15 protein-coding genes are annotated in these 15583 nt (G+C 63.9%); 10 read left to right on the top strand and 5 right to left on the bottom strand.

Annotation, left to right across the window (positions count from 1 at the left end; translation table 11 throughout):
- Positions 1 to 249 precede the first annotated feature (249 nt).
- The 5 genes from JGU71_RS07015 to JGU71_RS06995 all read left to right on the top strand — a co-directional run bounded on the left by JGU71_RS07015 (position 250) and on the right by JGU71_RS06995 (position 6205).
- A complete protein-coding gene (locus JGU71_RS07015; protein ID WP_199703623.1) occupies positions 250 to 1074 on the top strand; it encodes a carbon-nitrogen hydrolase family protein in 825 nt (274 codons plus the stop codon).
- Positions 1071 to 2762 carry a flavin monoamine oxidase family protein gene (locus JGU71_RS07010; RefSeq protein ID WP_199703297.1) on the top strand — a complete coding sequence of 564 codons (1692 nt, stop codon included), beginning with the start codon at positions 1071 to 1073 and terminating at the stop codon, positions 2760 to 2762. The genes JGU71_RS07015 and JGU71_RS07010 overlap by 4 nt, the downstream gene beginning before the upstream one ends.
- A complete protein-coding gene (locus tag JGU71_RS07005) occupies positions 2759 to 3739 on the top strand; it encodes an FAD-dependent oxidoreductase (protein WP_199703296.1) in 981 nt (326 codons plus the stop codon). Before JGU71_RS07010 ends, JGU71_RS07005 begins: the two co-directional genes overlap by 4 nt.
- 142 nt (positions 3740 to 3881) lie before the next feature.
- On the top strand, positions 3882 to 5327 hold the full coding sequence (locus JGU71_RS07000; protein ID WP_199703295.1) for an amino acid permease: 1446 nt from the start codon (positions 3882 to 3884) through the stop codon (positions 5325 to 5327).
- Positions 5324 to 6205: a universal stress protein gene (locus JGU71_RS06995; RefSeq protein WP_199703294.1), complete on the top strand. Its 882-nt coding sequence runs from the start codon at positions 5324 to 5326 to the stop codon at positions 6203 to 6205. Before JGU71_RS07000 ends, JGU71_RS06995 begins: the two co-directional genes overlap by 4 nt.
- A gap of 70 nt (positions 6206 to 6275) precedes the next feature.
- Here the strand turns inward: JGU71_RS06995 and speB are convergent, their stop codons facing one another.
- Entirely contained in the window at positions 6276 to 7259 is a 984-nt protein-coding gene (gene speB / locus JGU71_RS06990) for an agmatinase (RefSeq protein WP_199703293.1), read from the bottom strand.
- Positions 7260 to 7395: 136 nt separating this feature from the next.
- Between speB and JGU71_RS06985 the strand changes: the two genes are divergently transcribed.
- Complete coding sequence (locus JGU71_RS06985; protein ID WP_199703292.1) at positions 7396 to 8160, top strand: class II aldolase/adducin family protein; 765 nt, start codon at positions 7396 to 7398, stop codon at positions 8158 to 8160.
- Between the two features lie 47 nt (positions 8161 to 8207).
- Here JGU71_RS06985 and JGU71_RS06980 read toward each other — a convergent pair whose 3' ends face one another.
- From JGU71_RS06980 to JGU71_RS06970, 3 genes are all read right to left on the bottom strand, one after another.
- Positions 8208 to 9143, bottom strand: coding sequence for a C-terminal binding protein (locus tag JGU71_RS06980; RefSeq protein WP_199703291.1), 936 nt, complete (start codon positions 9141 to 9143; stop codon positions 8208 to 8210).
- 10 nt (positions 9144 to 9153) lie between these two features.
- Positions 9154 to 9768 (bottom strand): TetR/AcrR family transcriptional regulator, encoded by a 615-nt coding sequence (locus JGU71_RS06975; protein ID WP_199703290.1) that lies wholly within the window; start codon positions 9766 to 9768, stop codon positions 9154 to 9156.
- Positions 9769 to 9861: 93 nt separating this feature from the next.
- Positions 9862 to 11337, bottom strand: coding sequence for a sodium:solute symporter family protein (locus JGU71_RS06970; RefSeq protein ID WP_199703289.1), 1476 nt, complete (start codon positions 11335 to 11337; stop codon positions 9862 to 9864).
- Positions 11338 to 11472: 135 nt separating this feature from the next.
- Between JGU71_RS06970 and JGU71_RS06965 the strand changes: the two genes are divergently transcribed.
- The 4 genes from JGU71_RS06965 (at position 11473) to JGU71_RS06950 (ending at position 13900) form a co-directional block, all read left to right on the top strand.
- The gene (locus JGU71_RS06965; RefSeq protein WP_199703288.1) at positions 11473 to 12363 is read left to right on the top strand and encodes a LysR family transcriptional regulator; all 891 of its coding nucleotides are present in this window, start codon (positions 11473 to 11475) and stop codon (positions 12361 to 12363) included.
- A gap of 93 nt (positions 12364 to 12456) precedes the next feature.
- Positions 12457 to 13014, top strand: coding sequence for a hypothetical protein (locus JGU71_RS06960; RefSeq protein WP_199703287.1), 558 nt, complete (start codon positions 12457 to 12459; stop codon positions 13012 to 13014).
- A 2-nt stretch (positions 13015 to 13016) separates the two neighbouring features.
- Positions 13017 to 13337, top strand: coding sequence for a putative quinol monooxygenase (locus JGU71_RS06955; RefSeq protein ID WP_199703286.1), 321 nt, complete (start codon positions 13017 to 13019; stop codon positions 13335 to 13337).
- Positions 13334 to 13900, top strand: a complete 567-nt coding sequence (locus JGU71_RS06950; RefSeq protein WP_307829538.1) for an NADPH-dependent FMN reductase — start codon at positions 13334 to 13336, stop codon at positions 13898 to 13900. Before JGU71_RS06955 ends, JGU71_RS06950 begins: the two co-directional genes overlap by 4 nt.
- On the opposite strand, the gene eccE is transcribed toward JGU71_RS06950, so the two are convergent.
- Positions 13888 to 15534, bottom strand: a complete 1647-nt coding sequence (eccE, locus tag JGU71_RS06945) for a type VII secretion protein EccE (protein WP_199703284.1) — start codon at positions 15532 to 15534, stop codon at positions 13888 to 13890. The genes JGU71_RS06950 and eccE overlap by 13 nt on opposite strands.
- Positions 15535 to 15583 lie beyond the last annotated feature (49 nt).

Raw genomic sequence — 15583 nt, 5'->3', positions numbered from 1 at the left:
CGTGAAGTTGTGCATTAGTCAACTCTTGTGTCCTGGATGTGGCAAGGCTTTTCGCGCAGGTCGTCCCTACTCGTGAGTAGTTTCAGACCTCCGTGTGGCCTCATAGGACACAAGGGTTGACAGGAGGTGTCGTAGGCTCTCAAGATAGACGTCAATCACATCGTGACCGGCCTGATCGTCGCTATCGACGGTCGAAAGCAGGGAGTAAGTGCGTCCATCACCCGCCCATCGTCGACGGGCAGCGCAGTGATGCGCGCGGCCCTGTATCAGGGGCCCGACGCGCCCGGCGACGTCGAGGCAAATGTTGCAGCGATTGCCGCCGCCGCGGCCCGAGCTGCTGCGGCCGGCGCCGACATTCTGGTGACACCGGAGATGTCGGCCACCGGCTATAACATCGGCGAACTGTCCGCCCAACGAGCCGAACCCGCCGACGGACCCATGTTCGACGCTATCGCCGAGATCGCCCGAAAGCATTCCATCGCAATCGTTTACGGCTATCCGGAGACTGTCGAGGCAGGCAACTACAACACGGTCGCCGTTGTCGGTCCCGATGGAGCGCTCGTAGCGCGGCATCGCAAGACCCATCTCTACGGCGACCTCGACCGCGGGCTGTTCGTCCAGGGTGACACCTTGGTCACGCAGTTTCGGCTGGGTGATCTCACCTGCGGGCTCGCGATCTGTTACGACATCGAATTCCCCGAGGTGGCGCGTGCTCATGCCGACGCCGGAACCGATGTGTTGCTTGTACCAACGGGTTTGATGGCGCCGTTCGAGGTCGTCAGCCGGATCCTGGTGCCTGCCCGGGCCTACGAGAACCAATTGTTCGTCGCCTACGTCAACCGGTGCGATGTCGAGAACGAACTCAGCTACTGCGGGCTCAGTTGCGCGATCAGCCCGGACGGCGCCGACCTGGTGCGCGCCGACGCCGCCGAGGAATTGCTGATTGCCGAATTCGACCCCGCCGCACTGACATCGGGGCGCACCATCAATACGCATCTGCCCGATCGGCGGAGCGACCTGTACGGACCTCTCGCGTCATCGCGCGGGCACGATGAAACTAGGAGCAACGGATGACCATCCCGATCGGACCAGAGGGCTTACACGACAACAGCGAGTTGCCGCCCCTCACGATGTTCGGGCCGGACTTCCCGTTTGCCTACGACGACTACGTGAAGAACCCGGCGGGCATCGGCTCGGTGCCTCAGGAGGCGTTCGGCACCCGGGTCGCTGTGATCGGCGGTGGGTTGTCGGGAACGCTCGTCGCGCGCGAATTGCTGCGAATGGGACTGCGTCCCGTGCTGTACGAGGCGGATCAGATCGGCGGCCGGATGCGGTCGGTCGAGTTCGAGGGCCACCCCGGCGTCACTGCCGAGATGGGATCGATGCGCTTCCCACCGTCGTCGACGACCCTGTTTCACTACCTCGACGAAATGGGTCTGTCGACGACTCCGTTTCCGAACCCACTTGCCGACGCGACGTCGAGCACCGTCGTCGACCTCAAGGGCGACAAGCACTTTGCCAGGACCATCGACGACCTCCCCGACATCTATCGTGAAGTTGCCGACGCGTGGGCCCGGACCCTCGACGAGCATGCCGAAGCGCAGGCGCTCACAGACGCGATCCGTAAGCGCGATGTGCCTGCGATCAAGGCGATCTGGGGCGATCTCGTCAAGCGCTACGACGACGTCACGTTCTACGGATTCCTCTGCCAGTCCGACGCATTCGCTCGTTTCGCGCTCCGCGAGATCTTCGGTCAGGTCGGGTTCGGTACCGGCGGCTGGGACACCGACTTCCCGAACTCGATACTCGAAATCCTGCGGGTGACCTGTACCGCGGCCGACGACCATCACCGCGGTATCGACGGTGGCTCGCAACAACTTCCGGTGCGGCTGTGGAGCACTCCCGTCGAGGGTGCCGCACATTGGCCTGCCGGTACGTCGGTGCAGTCGCTGCACGACGGCGGTGTGCCGCGCCCGCGCGTCATGGATCTGCGACGGACCCACCCGGACAACTTCACCGTCACCGACAAGTCCGGACGGATCGACACGTTCCCGTCGGTCGTGTTCACAGGCCAGGGCTGGATGTTGCTCAACACGATCCGGTCCGACGAGCGCCTTATTCCGATCGACCACTGGACGGCCATCGAGCGCACCCACTACATGGGATCGTCCAAGGTGTTCGTGCTCGTCGATCGGCCGTTCTGGAAGGACATCGATCCGGAAACCGGCCGCGAGGTGATGAGCATGACGCTCACCGACCGGATGAATCGTGGCACCTACCTGCTCGATTTCGGCGACGACAAGCCAGGGCTCATCTGCCTGTCGTACACGTGGGCGGACGATTCGTTGAAGCTGCTGCCACTCGATGCGACCGAGCGGATGGATCTGATGCTGAAGTCGCTCGCGGAGATCTATCCGAACGTCGACATCCGCAGCCACGTCATCGCCTCACCGGTGACGTTGTCGTGGGAGACCGAGCGCGATTTCATGGGAGCGTTCAAGGCGAATCTGCCTGGGCACTACCGCTATCAGCAGCGCCTCTACGGGCACTTCATGCAAGATCGGCTACCGCCCGAGTTCCGTGGGTTCTTCATGGCGGGCGACGACGTGTCGTGGACCGCGGGGTGGGCCGAAGGTGCCGTGCAGACGGCGTTGAACGCGGTGTGGGGAGTGATGAACCACTTCGGTGGGCGTACCCCGGAAGGTAATCCGGGCCCCGGCGACGTGTACGACGACATCGCGCCGATCGAGTTGGAACCGTGACAGCGACTGACGTGGCCGATGTCGTTGTGGTCGGCGCGGGCGTCATCGGATTGACGTCGGCGCTTGCGTTGGCGCAGTCGGGTTTGCGAGTCGCCGTCGTCGCCGACAGGTTGCCCGCCGATACGGTGTCCGCGATCGCCGCCGCGATCTGGGAGCCCTACGACGCGTATCCGAAGGACCTCGTCCTGCGCTGGTCGGTGGAATCGCTCGCCAGGTTCACCGAGTTGGCGGCCGATCCCGACACGGGCGTCGCGCAGCGGGAAGGCGTTGTGCTGCAACGGGTGCCGGGTCGGACGGCATGGTGGGCCGGGGATGTGGTGGCTGCCCGTGCTGCGCGGCCCGACGAACTCGTCGACGGCGCCGTCTCCGGTGAGGTCTGCACTGTTCCGGTGATCGTGATGCCGATCTATCTCGAATGGCTGTTGGCCTCCTGCGTCCGCGAGGGTGTCGTGTTCGAGTGGCGATCGCTGAAGTCGTTGGACGACGTCGGGCATGGGGATTGCCCGATCGTCGTCGCAGCAGGCCTTGTGGCAGGCGAACTGACCGGCGACACCCGCTTGGTACCTGTACGCGGCCAGATCGTTCGCGTCGCCAATCCCGGGCTGACGCGGTGGTATATCGACGAGGACAACGCGCGGGGGTGCACGTACGTGATTCCGCGCGCCGACGACGTGATCTGCGGCGGCACGAACGAACCCGGGGTGACGGATCGGACGCCGGATTCCGCTGTTGCGCAGTCGATTCTGGCTGCCGCAAGCAAGCTCGAACCGAGGCTCGTCGACGCTGCCGTCCTTGCCGACGTGGTTGGACTGCGTCCCGGTCGTGATGAGGTCCGTCTCGACGTCGGTGAGCATGCAGGGCGTCGTGTGGTGCACAGCTACGGGCACGGCGGCGCCGGTGTCACTACGTCGTGGGGTGTTGCTGGAGACGTCGTTCGGCTTGTCTCCGAGGGTCGTGCCGGAGTTACCGAACGGTAGGTTCGCGCGGCGAATTCGCCTCGTAACACACCGCTTTGGGAATTTTACGAGTTTCTTTCCCGAGCCCATTGTGTCGCGGGACACAAGCGTGCATCCTTAGGACACTTAGGTTTCATCAGGGCAAAATCCGAGGAGTACGGCGATGTCGTCGCTATTACAACAAGCACTGCGCCGCAAGCCGGTCCAACTGATACAGGACGAGACCGGTGCCGATACAGGCAAGGGTGATCTTGCCAGGACCATCGGACTCGCGCAGCTGTCGATGTTCGGTATCGGTGCCACGATCGGCACCGGCATCTTCATCATCCTGTCGCAGGCCGTCCCCGTCGCCGGACCCGCGACGCTGATCTCGTTCGTGGTGGCGGGCATCGTGGCAGGTCTTACCGCCATCTGTTACGCCGAACTCGCCGGCGCGGTCCCCGTCTCGGGCTCGTCGTATTCCTACACTTACGCGACGCTCGGCGAGATGCCCGCAATCGCGGTCGGGGCGTGCTTGTTGCTGGAGTACGGCGTCTCGGCGGCAGCCGTATCGGTCGGTTGGTCGCAGTACCTCAACCAGCTGCTCGACAATCTGTTCAGCATCCGCATTCCCGACGCTCTGTCGCAGGCGCCGGAGCAGGGCGGCATCATCAATCTCCCCGCCGTCGTTCTCGTCTGCCTCTGCGGTGTCCTGCTTGTCCGCGGTGCGAGCGAGTCGGCCAAGATCAACGCGATCATGGTCGGCATCAAGCTCGGCATCCTCGCTCTGTTCGTCGTCGTCGGCATCGCAGGCTGGAACACCGATCACTTCGCCGACTTCGCTCCGTTCGGATTCAGCGGCATCATGTCGGCCGCCGGCATCATCTTCTTCTCCTACATCGGTCTCGACGCCGTCTCCACCGCCGGTGAAGAAGTCAAGAATCCGCGCCGCAACCTGCCGTTGGCAATCCTGATCTCGCTCGTCGCCGTCACCGGCGTCTATATCGCGGTGGTCGCCGTCGCAATCGGTGCGCAGCCTGCAGATCAGTTCCAGGACCAGGAAGCGGGACTCGCCGCGATCCTCGAAAACGTCACGGGCTCGTCGTGGCCGGGAACAGTCTTGGCCGCTGGTGCCGTCGTCTCGATCTTCAGCGTCACCCTCGTCGTGATCTACGGTCAGACCCGCATCCTGTTCGCGATGTCGCGCGACGGGATGATCCCGAAGGTGTTCCACAAGGTCAATCCGCGGACGCTGACCCCGATTCCCAACACGATCATCGTGTGTGCGGTGATCGGTGTGCTCGCCGGCTTCATCCCGATCAACTTCCTTGCCGAGATGACGAGCATCGGCACTCTCGTCGCATTCCTTGTGGTGTCGATCGGCGTGATGGTGCTGCGGCGTATTGCACCCGATCTCAAACGGAGCTTCAAGGTACCCGGCTATCCGGTGACGCCCATCTTGTCGATCATCGGTTGCATCTGGATCATCAAAGATCTTCGCCCCGTGACCATCTACGTGTTCCTCGTCTGGGTGGCGATCGCGCTCGGGTGGTATCTCGCGTACGGCAGGTCGCATTCCTACCTCGACAAGGCGGATGCCGCAGGGACGAACGCGAAGGACGAGCTATGACGCTGATCGTCGGCTACTCGCCGGATGGCAAGAGCAAGGCCATCATTCATTTGGCCGCCATGCTCGCGCGGTCGGCCGGTGAGGATGTCGTTGTCTGCTCGGTGACTCCCGCGGCGCCGCTGCCGAGTGCTGCGCGTGTCGACGAGGAGTACCGGCGCTACGCGCACGGTGAGGCGAGTGCGGCGCTGGACGCTGCGCGAAAGATCATGCCTGCCGATATCGAAGCCGAATACGTTGTGCACGACGCACGTTCGACATCGTCCGGCCTGCTCGAGCTGTCGCAGGAGCGGTCGGCGTCCATGATCGTGCTCGGTTCGTCGTCGGCGGGTGTGTTCGGACACGTCGCGCTCGGCAGCGTCACGTCCCGGCTGCTCTACAGCTCGCATGTGCCTGTTGCGTTGGCACCACGAGGATTTCGGGTCCGCGGCGCGGCGAGGGTCGAGCGGGTGACCGCGGCATACAACGGGTCGCCCGATCAGGACGAGATGGTGCTGGCCGCGGCAGCAGTTGCCGCACGGGTCGGTGCGACCTTGCGGCTCGCGGCGTTCGCCGTGCGTGGCCCGACGCCGTACTCGACGAGTCTCGGGTCCGAGGGGGACTCGCCCGTCGTATCGGAATGGGCGGAGGCCGTGCAACGTGACTCCGATGCGGCGTTGCGCAGGGTAGCTGCGCTGCCCGAGGTGCCCGACACGGCGGAATCCGTTGTGGGACATGGCAGAACCTGGGCAGAAGCGCTCGACGACGTGGACTGGGTCGACGGCGATGTGCTGACGATCGGGTCAAGCAAGTCGGGCCCGATCAAGCTGGTGTTCCTCGGCTCGCGCGCCGCGAAGATAGTGCGGCATTCGCCGGTCCCGGTGGTCGTCGTTCCGAGATAGGGCGCTTCGCGCCTCGTGAGTCCTTTCGGAGGGTCCGCCCTCCGAAAGGACTCACGAGCGGCGTAGCCGCCTAGGCGTTTCCGGCGTACCAGGAAATGAACTCGTAGGCGAGATGTGACGCTGCGACACTGGTGATTTCGGCATGGTCGTAGGCCGGCGCGACCTCGACGACGTCGGCGCCGACTAGGTTCAGCTTCCGCAGACCGCGCAGGATTTCGAGGAGTTCACGGCTCGTCATACCGCCGGCCTCGGGAGTTCCTGTACCCGGCGCATGTGCGGGGTCGAGGACGTCGATGTCGATCGAGACATACAGCGGTCGGTTGCCGATGCGGTCGCGCAATGCGTCGACGATCTCGTCGACGCCGCGACGGAACACGTCGGCGGAGGTGTAGATGCCGAACCCGAACCTGCGGTCGTCCTCGAGGTCCTTCTTGCCGTACAGCGGTCCGCGGGTGCCGACGTGCGCGAGTGCTTCCGTGTCGACGATGCCTTCTTCGACTGCGCGACGGAAAGGTGTGCCGTGGGTGTACTCGGCGCCGAAGTAGGTGTCCCAGGTGTCGAGGTGAGCGTCGAAGTGCAGCAACGCAACCGGTCCGTGGACCGACGCTACCGACCGCAGCAGTGGCAGTGCGATGGTGTGATCGCCGCCGATGCAGACGAGCTTCGTGTTGTCTTGGGCGAATACCCCGGACGCGCCTTCGAGGGTCTCGATGGCTTCGTTGATGTTGAACGGATTGAGCGCGACGTCGCCGGCATCGGCGACCTGCAGCGCTGCGAACGGCGACACGTCGACGGCCGGGTTGTACGGCCGCAGTAGACGACTGGCCTCCCGAATGGCAGACGGACCGAACCGTGCGCCGGGACGGTAGGACACACCACTGTCGAACGGGACGCCGAGGACCGCGACGTCGGTCTTGCCGATCTCGGCAAGCGTTGGTAGCCGGGCGAACGTTGCGGGACCGCAGAACCGAGGTACCAACGACGAGTCGACGGGGCCTACGCGGCCGCCCTCGGTGATCCTCGGAACCTCGTACGATGCACGGCTGTTGGTCATGCTTGCTTCCGCCTTCTTGCCACTCGACAGTGTGAAATCTCTTACAGCAGACACTAGCATGTATTTAAATCAGTTGATATATTTAAAGACGAAAAGCTTTCCAGCTCAGTTACAACGCCTGCAAGGAGATCCGCACATGACCGCATCGACGCTCGAAACCGTGAAGACCGAGGCGGAGCTTCGACGCGAGCTAGCGGCGGTCTACCGGCTGCTCGCGCACTTCAAGATGACCGACCTCATCTTCACCCATGTGTCGGTTCGGATCCCGGGGCCTGAGCATCACTTCCTGATCAACCCGTACGGGCTGCTGTTCGAAGAGATCACGGCCTCCAACCTCGTCAAGATCGGTCTCGACGGTGAACTTGTCGAGCCGTCCGAATATCGTGTCAACCCTGCGGGATTCGTCATTCACGGCGCCATCCACGAGGCACGCGAGGACGCCCACTGCGTATTGCACACCCATACCAAAGCGGGCTGTGCTGTTGCCGCGCAGGAAGCGGGTTTGCTTCCGCTGAACCAGATTTCGATGGAGTTCTACAACCGGGTCGCCTACCACGACTACGAGGGCATCGCACTCAACACCGCCGAGCGGGAACGCCTCGTCGCGGACCTCGGCACCCACCCAGCTCTGATCCTGCGCAACCACGGAATGCTGACCGTCGGTACAACACCGTCGGAGGCATTCCTTCGAATGTTCTACCTGGAGAAGGCATGCGACATTCAGATCGCCGCGCAGGCCGGCGGTGAACTGCGGGTGCCGAGCCACGAGATCGCCGAGTACACCGCCAAGCAGTTCGCAGGTGAGGTGACCGACGACTTCACCGACGATCATGCCTACGACATGGCATGGGCGGCACTGCTGCGGCTGCTCGATCGCACGCAGCCCGACTACAAGGACTGATGCTGTGTGATTCCTCCCGGATTCCGGGAGGAATCACACTTTTTTCGTTAACCCACAACGCCTTTAGGGGTACGTCCCTCTAGTACGGTGAGCAAGTTTTCCGCCGATTGACGGGCTAGCCGCGACGCGACGTCGGGGGAGTACCACGCAGCATGTGGGGTGATGACGAGGTTGGGGATCGCCAGAACGGGATCGCCGGGGTCCGGCGGCTCGGTCGGCAGCACATCTATTGCGGCCCCAGCCAACTGCCCGTCACGAAGAGCAGCGCCGAGTGCGTCGTGATCGATCAATCCGCCTCGCGAGACGTTGATCAGGTAAGAACCGCGTCGCATCCGTTCCAGCGCAGCTGCATCGACGATTCCGGCCGTGTCGTCCGTCAGCGGAACATGCAGGCTCAGGACGTCGGAACGCTGTAGCAGCTCGTCCCATTCGACGACCTCCACCCACTCGGGAACTCGGCCGGCCAACGATCGTCCACTCGCAAGTACCGTCATCCCGAGCGCGTGGGCACGCAGCGCAAACGCATGGCCGATGAGCCCGAACCCGAACAGCCCCAACACAGTTCCCGCGATTCGTCGCGGTGGCGCTGCCACCACATCCCAGTCGCCCCGGTGGACAGCGGCGTCCAGCTTCGCCGTCGAACGTAACAGGCCCACGGTGAGTGCCAGGGCATGGTCGGCGACCTCGTCGGTGCAATAGTCGACCGCCCGCGTCACGCGAATCCCGCGCCCGACGGCGGCGTCGACCGGTAGGTGGTCGTAGCCTGCCGACGTAGCTGCGAGCAGGCGAAGGTCGGGCAGAGCCGCAAGGTGCCGATCGTCGAGGCCGACCGTCTCCGGACCGACCAACAGAGCGACGACGCCCGGGCCGGAGGGGATTTCGGTCGCGGCGACAACCTCGACGTCGAGTCCGCCGACCTCGAGTGCCGCGGACAGGTCGGCGGCGGGTATGAAGCTGTCGAGAACAACGACGCTTTGACGCATGGAAGTCCGATCAGGTTGGGACGGTTGCACGCTGCAACGCGGTGTCGACAATGCGGGCGACCGCGTCCTTTGCTCCGATCGCCCTCATCGCGACCGGGTCCAGGATCGATTGCATCGCCAAACCGTCTGTGAGAGCTACGAGTTGGATGGTGACGGTGTCTGCGTCGACGTCGTCGGTCAGTGCGCCCTCCACCTGCGCAGCGCGCACGGTTTCGCCGACGACGTCACGCCATCGCGTCATAAATCCTGCGATTTCGGTGCGTGCAGACTCCGCTGCTGCACCTTCGGCGTAGAAGAACAGGAACACCCGCGTCATCGCGAGCCTGCGCTTGTCGAGCGGCAGCACGCTTGCGGTGATCCTGCGCAGCTTTTCGATCGACTCGACGTCGGGTGCGTCGAGTATCGAACGGTAGAGCTCGCCCTGGGTGTCGGCAGCGCGACGCAGTGCCGCGAGTAGCAGATCGTGCCGAGAGTTGAAGTAGTGGTTCAAGACTCCGGTCGACCAACCGCTTTCCTCGGCAACGGCGCGGGTTGTCACAGCACCGATGCCGTCCCGGGCGATGAGCGCCAGGACGGCATCGGCGAGTGCCAGTCTGCGCTCGTCGTGATCGACGATCTTCGGCACTGTCTACCTCCACTTGTGGACTGGGCGGCTACGCCGCTCGTGAGTCCTTTCGGAGGTCAGGCCCTCCGAAAGGACTCACGAGGCCGTAGGCCCTCAGGCTATCGGGGAGAGCTCACGTTCCGGCTCGGACTCCGCTTTGCCCGACGAGCGGGCGATCCAGATCGCCATCACATGTGCCGGGGTGGGCTTGGTCAAGAGGCTGACCGCGACGAACACGATCGCTGCACTGATCAGGCCGACGTACACCGGTTCGTTGGCAAGCACATCGCCGACGACCCACATCGTGACCAGTGTCCCGATCGTGCCGACCGCCATTGCGGCCATCGCGCCCGCGCCGGTTGCGCGCTTCCAGAGCAGGCCGCCCAGGATCGGTACCAGCAATCCGCCGACGAGGATGTCGTAGGCGATGGTGAGTGCGGAGACGATGTCGTTGATCAGCGCGGCGAGGACGATGCTGACGAGTCCGATCGCGATCACGTAGAGGCGGTTGCCGCGCACATCGGCTTCGGGGTCGCTGGTGTCGAGTTCGGGACGGGTGCGACCGAACATCTTGGCTAGCAGCGGCAGAACATCTTGGCGCGCAACGGTTGCCGTTGCGATCAGGGCGCCGGATGCGGTGGACATCATGGCGGCGACTGCGGCGGCGAGGACGACTCCGCTGAGGCCGATGGGCAGTACGTGCAGGGCGACGTCGGCGTAGACGTCGTCACTGGATCCGATGTTCGGGATCAATGCCGACGCTGCGAGGCCGATCAGTGCGCCTGCCACGCCGTAGAGCAGGCAGTAGACACCGGCTGCGACGCCACCCCACCGGGCGACCTCGGGGGACTTGGCCGTGAAGACGCGCTGCCAGATGTCCTGTCCGATGAGCAGGCCGAGTGTGTAGACGACGAAGAAGGTGATGATCGTTCCGGTGCCGATGGTGCCGAGGCTGAACGCGGAATCACCGACGCGCTCCTTGATGCCGTCGTAGCCGCCTGCCTTGGACCAGGTGAACGGGAGCAACAGGAAGAAGATGCCGATGGTCTTGATGACGAACTGGACGACGTCGGTGAGCGTGATCGACCACATGCCGCCCATTGCCGAATACGCGACGACGATCAGACCGCCGAGGATGACCGACAGTGTGCGATCGAAACCGAAGAGGACGTTGAAGATCGTGGCGTACGCGATCGTCGAGGTGACGGTGAGCATCAGCGTGTAGGCCATCATGACGATGCCGGATGCGCCCGTGGCGTCGATTCCGTAGCGCAACTTGAGCATTCCCGAGACCGTGTAGACCTTGAGACGCTGAATGCGTGACGCGAACAGCACGCTCAACAGCAGGACGCCGGACGCGATCGCGACGACCAACCACATGCCGGAGATGCCGTACTTGTAGCCGAGGCCGACGCCACCGACCGTGGACGCTCCGCCGATGACGACTGCGGCCATCGTCGAGGTGTACAGGACGCCACCGAGGCGCCGGCCCGCGACGAGGTATTCGCTCGAGTTGCTGGCTCTGCGTTTGCCCCACCAGCCGAAGATCAACATTGCGGCTAGGTAGATCAAGATGATCGAGATGTCCATGGTGGTCCTCCGGTAGATCGCTCGCTAGTGATTAAGACCATAGGAGACAATTGCCGTGTTTTAAATCACGTGATATAAATAATCACATCAGATTTTTCTGATGTATCGCCCTCGAACCCTGCCGACGGGAACGCCATGCGGAACTCGCTGCCCGATCTCAAACTGCTGCAGATCTTCGACGGTGTGGTGCGGCATCAGGGCTTCGCGCCCGCGCAGCAGGAGCTCGGCCTCTCGGCATCCGCGATCAGCACATACATGAGCCAGCTCGAACGTCAGCTCGGCATCGTGCTGTGTCATCGCGGGCGAAGCGGGTTCAGCCTGACCAGCAAGGGCGAGCTCTACCACGCGGAATGCCTGCGCATTCTCGGCGAACTCGAAGGTTTCGCTCGGTACGGCACTGCACTGCAGGGCGAGCTCCGCGGCACTTTGACCATCGGCGTTCTCGATTCGACCGTCACCGACTCGACGCTGCCTCTTGCCGACGTCATCGGCGAATTCAGCAGGGAACATCCCGGCGTCTACCTCGACCTGAAGATCCAGACGCCCCACGAACTGCAGGTCGGCGTGCTCGACGACCGCATCGACGTCGCGATCGGCGCTTTCGCATCGCCCATGAACGGGCTGCTGTCGCATGCGTTGCATCGTGAACAGCACTGGCTCTACTGCAGCGACAAGCATCCGCTCTTCGACAACAAACGCATCCCGCCGGACGTGATCACCCAGCAACGAATGGTGACGCGCGGCTATTGGAGCGAGGCCGAACTCGCCCGCCAGGGCTTCACACAACGGTCGGCGACGGTCGAGAACATGGAAGCGCAGCTGATGCTCGTGCTGTCGGGCGGCTATATCGGCTACCTCCCCGAGCACTACGCGAACTACTGGGTCGACCGCGATCGTCTACGCCCGCTGCTGCCCGCGTCGTTCGGCTACCAAGCGCCCTTCTCGCTTATCTACCGACGCGGCCGCGCGCGGGAACCGCTGGTCCTGACGTTCCGGGAGCTCGTCCGAACGAGTGTCGACGGATAGTTGCAGTGCTATAGCCATCCAAGATCACCGCTCGCTCCGAACCCCAGATGCGCCCGGTCAGCTAACTGGTCGCAAATGCGAAGGAACGAGCTGATGGGTGAACAGGACGAGGCGTTCTTCAGTTGGACCGCGCGGCGAGTAGTGCTTGCACCGTTGGATGCCGCAGTACCCGACCGGTGCGTGCTCGACGTCCGGATGATGCTCGGGGACCGCGACGCCCGCCTGATCACGCGCGTCGACCCGACCGACGATCTGGACTACACCGCACTCTTCGTAGGCCGTGTTGCAGGCACCCACGATGTTCCGATCCGTGTGGTCGAGGACGAGACGCTGCTCCTCGTCGGCAGCCACAGCTCCAGTCCAGCCGAAATCCTGGTTTGTGCAGGCGACGTGCCGGACCTCGGCGGCCACCTCACTGCGTCGCAGGTCGACCGGGATCTGCAACTCGGCGGACCCGTCAGCGAACTCGTTCGGATGTCGCGCGCTGCCTCGGTTCTGCTCGACTGGTGCGAATCGGGACAGCCGATGGTCGAACCGTCTCGCGGTATGGAACCATCGGGTAGTCGGCGCAGTCCAGGGATCGTCCGAACGCTCCGGTGTGGGCTCCGACGCAAGCCGAGAACCCGAGTCGTGTTGAACCAGAAGGGGTAACGATGATTTTCATCGTCGTGAAGTTCAAGACGAAGCCGGATTGGGCAGATCGTTGGCTCGACCTGGTCGCCGAATTCACAGCTGCAACGCGGTCCGAGCCGGGAAACCTGTGGTTCGAATGGTCGCAAAGTGTCGACGATCCAACCGAATTCGTCCTTGTCGAAGCATTCGTCGACGGTGACGCCGGTGGTGCACACGTGCAGAGCGCACATTTCGCGGCGGCGATGACGCAACTCCCGCCCGCGCTCGAATCGACGCCGAAGATCATCAGCCAGACGATCGATGCAACGGGATGGTCCGAGATGGGCGAGATGTCGGTGTGACCGGTCCCGGCAGGCTTCGACTCGAAGTCATCATCGGCAGCGTCAGAGCAGGACGGAAAGGCCCGAAGGTCGCCGAGTGGTTTCTGCGGCAGACAAGCGAGGCAACCGAATTCGACGTCGGTGTGCTCGATCTCGCAACAGTCGACCTACCCGATAGCCTCGTGGTCGATTCCAATGTCGAAGCCTTCCGGCAACGCCTCGACGCCGCGGACGCCTTCGTCGTCGTCACACCCGAGTACAACCACGGCTACCCGGGTGCGTTGAAGACCGCGTTCGACAACGCGAAATTCGAATGGCGAGCCAAGCCGGTCGGTTTCGTGTCCTACGGCGGAATGTCCGGCGGTCTGCGCGCGACCGAGCAACTACGCCTCGTTGTTGCCGAATTGCACATGGTGTCGATCCGCGACACCGTCAGCCTGCATCAGGTCCGTAAGGCCTTCGATGCGGACGGAGAACTCATCGACGGTGCCGCGTTCGACGCAGCTGCCCGGTTGCTCGCGCAATTGGCTTGGTGGGCAACGATGTTGCGTGCCGCTCGAACGGTGGAGCCCTACCCGGGCTGATTCGCGAAATGCGTCGTGCGTGGCCTTCCGATGAATGCGGTCTCGCGGGCGATCGAAACCAGGGACAGTTCGACACTTGTGCTGCCGGTCTCGAGTACAACCACCGAACCGCTGCTCCCTGGCTGAACGATGAGAACGTCGGCATCGGTGTCCGGCAGCCCACGACGATGATCGGCCAGATAGATCGTGGTCACGCCGGCGTGTGGAGCGGGCGCGACGTCGCCGTCCACGACGGTCGCTGTGTAGCCGGCGTTGGAGTGATTCGGCTCGCCCGCGATCGACAGCCGGTCTGGGTTGGCTATCGCCCCGACGAGGTTCTCCCAGGCATGTGGTCGGTCTGTGCGGACGAGCACACTCGCCCCGACCGCGAGCGCGCGGAACACGAGCTGCTGCGCAAGATAGAGCTCTCCCGCGACGTGCACGGTCGAGATGCCGGAACCGACGACCCGCGTCGCGACGCCCTGACCTTGGCTGTCCGACCCGATCAGCTGCCCACATCCCGACGACGGAAGATGCAGCCTGTCGACGTCCTCGACAGGGAACTCCGCGACGTCGATGGCATCGTCGAGACCGGAGACGGCGATCGGCAGATGCGACAGCAGACCCTCGCGATGGCGGCCGTTCATCGACACCGAGCCGCGGAACCTGACCTGGTCTCCGAGTGCGCGCGAGGTCAGTCGCCAGCCCGCGCCGACCGCAACAGTCCCAGGGGCCGAGCCGGGCCGTAGCCGGACGGCGACCGTTGTGCCTCGCGACGGAGTGACCCACAGCTTTGCCAGCAGGTCGGAGCCGAGTCGGTTCGGATCGATCGCGGAACCGATGTTGACGTCCGATCCCACACGCGCGAACTTCCAACTGTCCCGCAAGGCCGCAGGATCAGCTCCCGCCGTCACCTTCAGCACCGCTTCCCGAATCTCCGGAGCGGTGAGTATGCGTGATCGGCAGCCCGCGTCGTCGAGTGCGCGAACGATTCGCTGCGTCGCCGTTGTCACTGCGCGTGATGCGCCTTCGGTTCCCCCGCCGCGTCGTGCGACAGCAGCTGCGCTCTTCTCCGCGTCGAGCCTGACCGCCAACCACACATTGCGAACGGCGACGGCGGGTAGTGGGCCGATCAGCTGCTCGTACACCCCGCCCGCCGGTGTTCCCGATCTGGTGCGGTGGCCGTGGCTGATCACGTCGATACCGTCGAGGGTGATGTCGTGTTGCGAAAGGCATTGGGCCAGTTCGGAAATGGGAAGCCGATGGGTCGAGACGAAGGCGTCCTTCGTGATCGTCGTCAGTCCACCTCGCTGCGGAAGGACCGCAACGACGGCGACGACCTTCGTGCCGTCCCAATAGAGCCCGAGTGATCGGCCGGACGGAGCTCGATAGTCGACGGTCCGGCCGATCGTGCAATCGGCGCCGATCATCCGCCGCCCCAGTGTCGACGCCCACTGCACCAACGAGCGGCCCGCGACGCGAACGAGCAGAACCGCGGTTACCCCCACCGCCACTGCGATCGCATACAGAATCGGCGTTCCGAACGGCACCGTGAGCACGCCGACAACTAGGCCGACACCCTGTGCGACGAGAAGATCGCCGAGTCCGACCTTGCCGAGAAATGGACCTGGTACGGCCCCCGATAGATCCAACATTGCTCCCCCGAGGAGTTCGTATCGGTGCTGACGACCGGTATGGAGACGG

It is taken from the genome of Antrihabitans stalagmiti (assembly GCF_016482825.1).
Taxonomy (GTDB): Bacteria; Actinomycetota; Actinomycetes; order Mycobacteriales; family Mycobacteriaceae; genus Antrihabitans; species Antrihabitans stalagmiti.
This window is presented reverse-complemented; position numbering and strand designations above follow the sequence as displayed.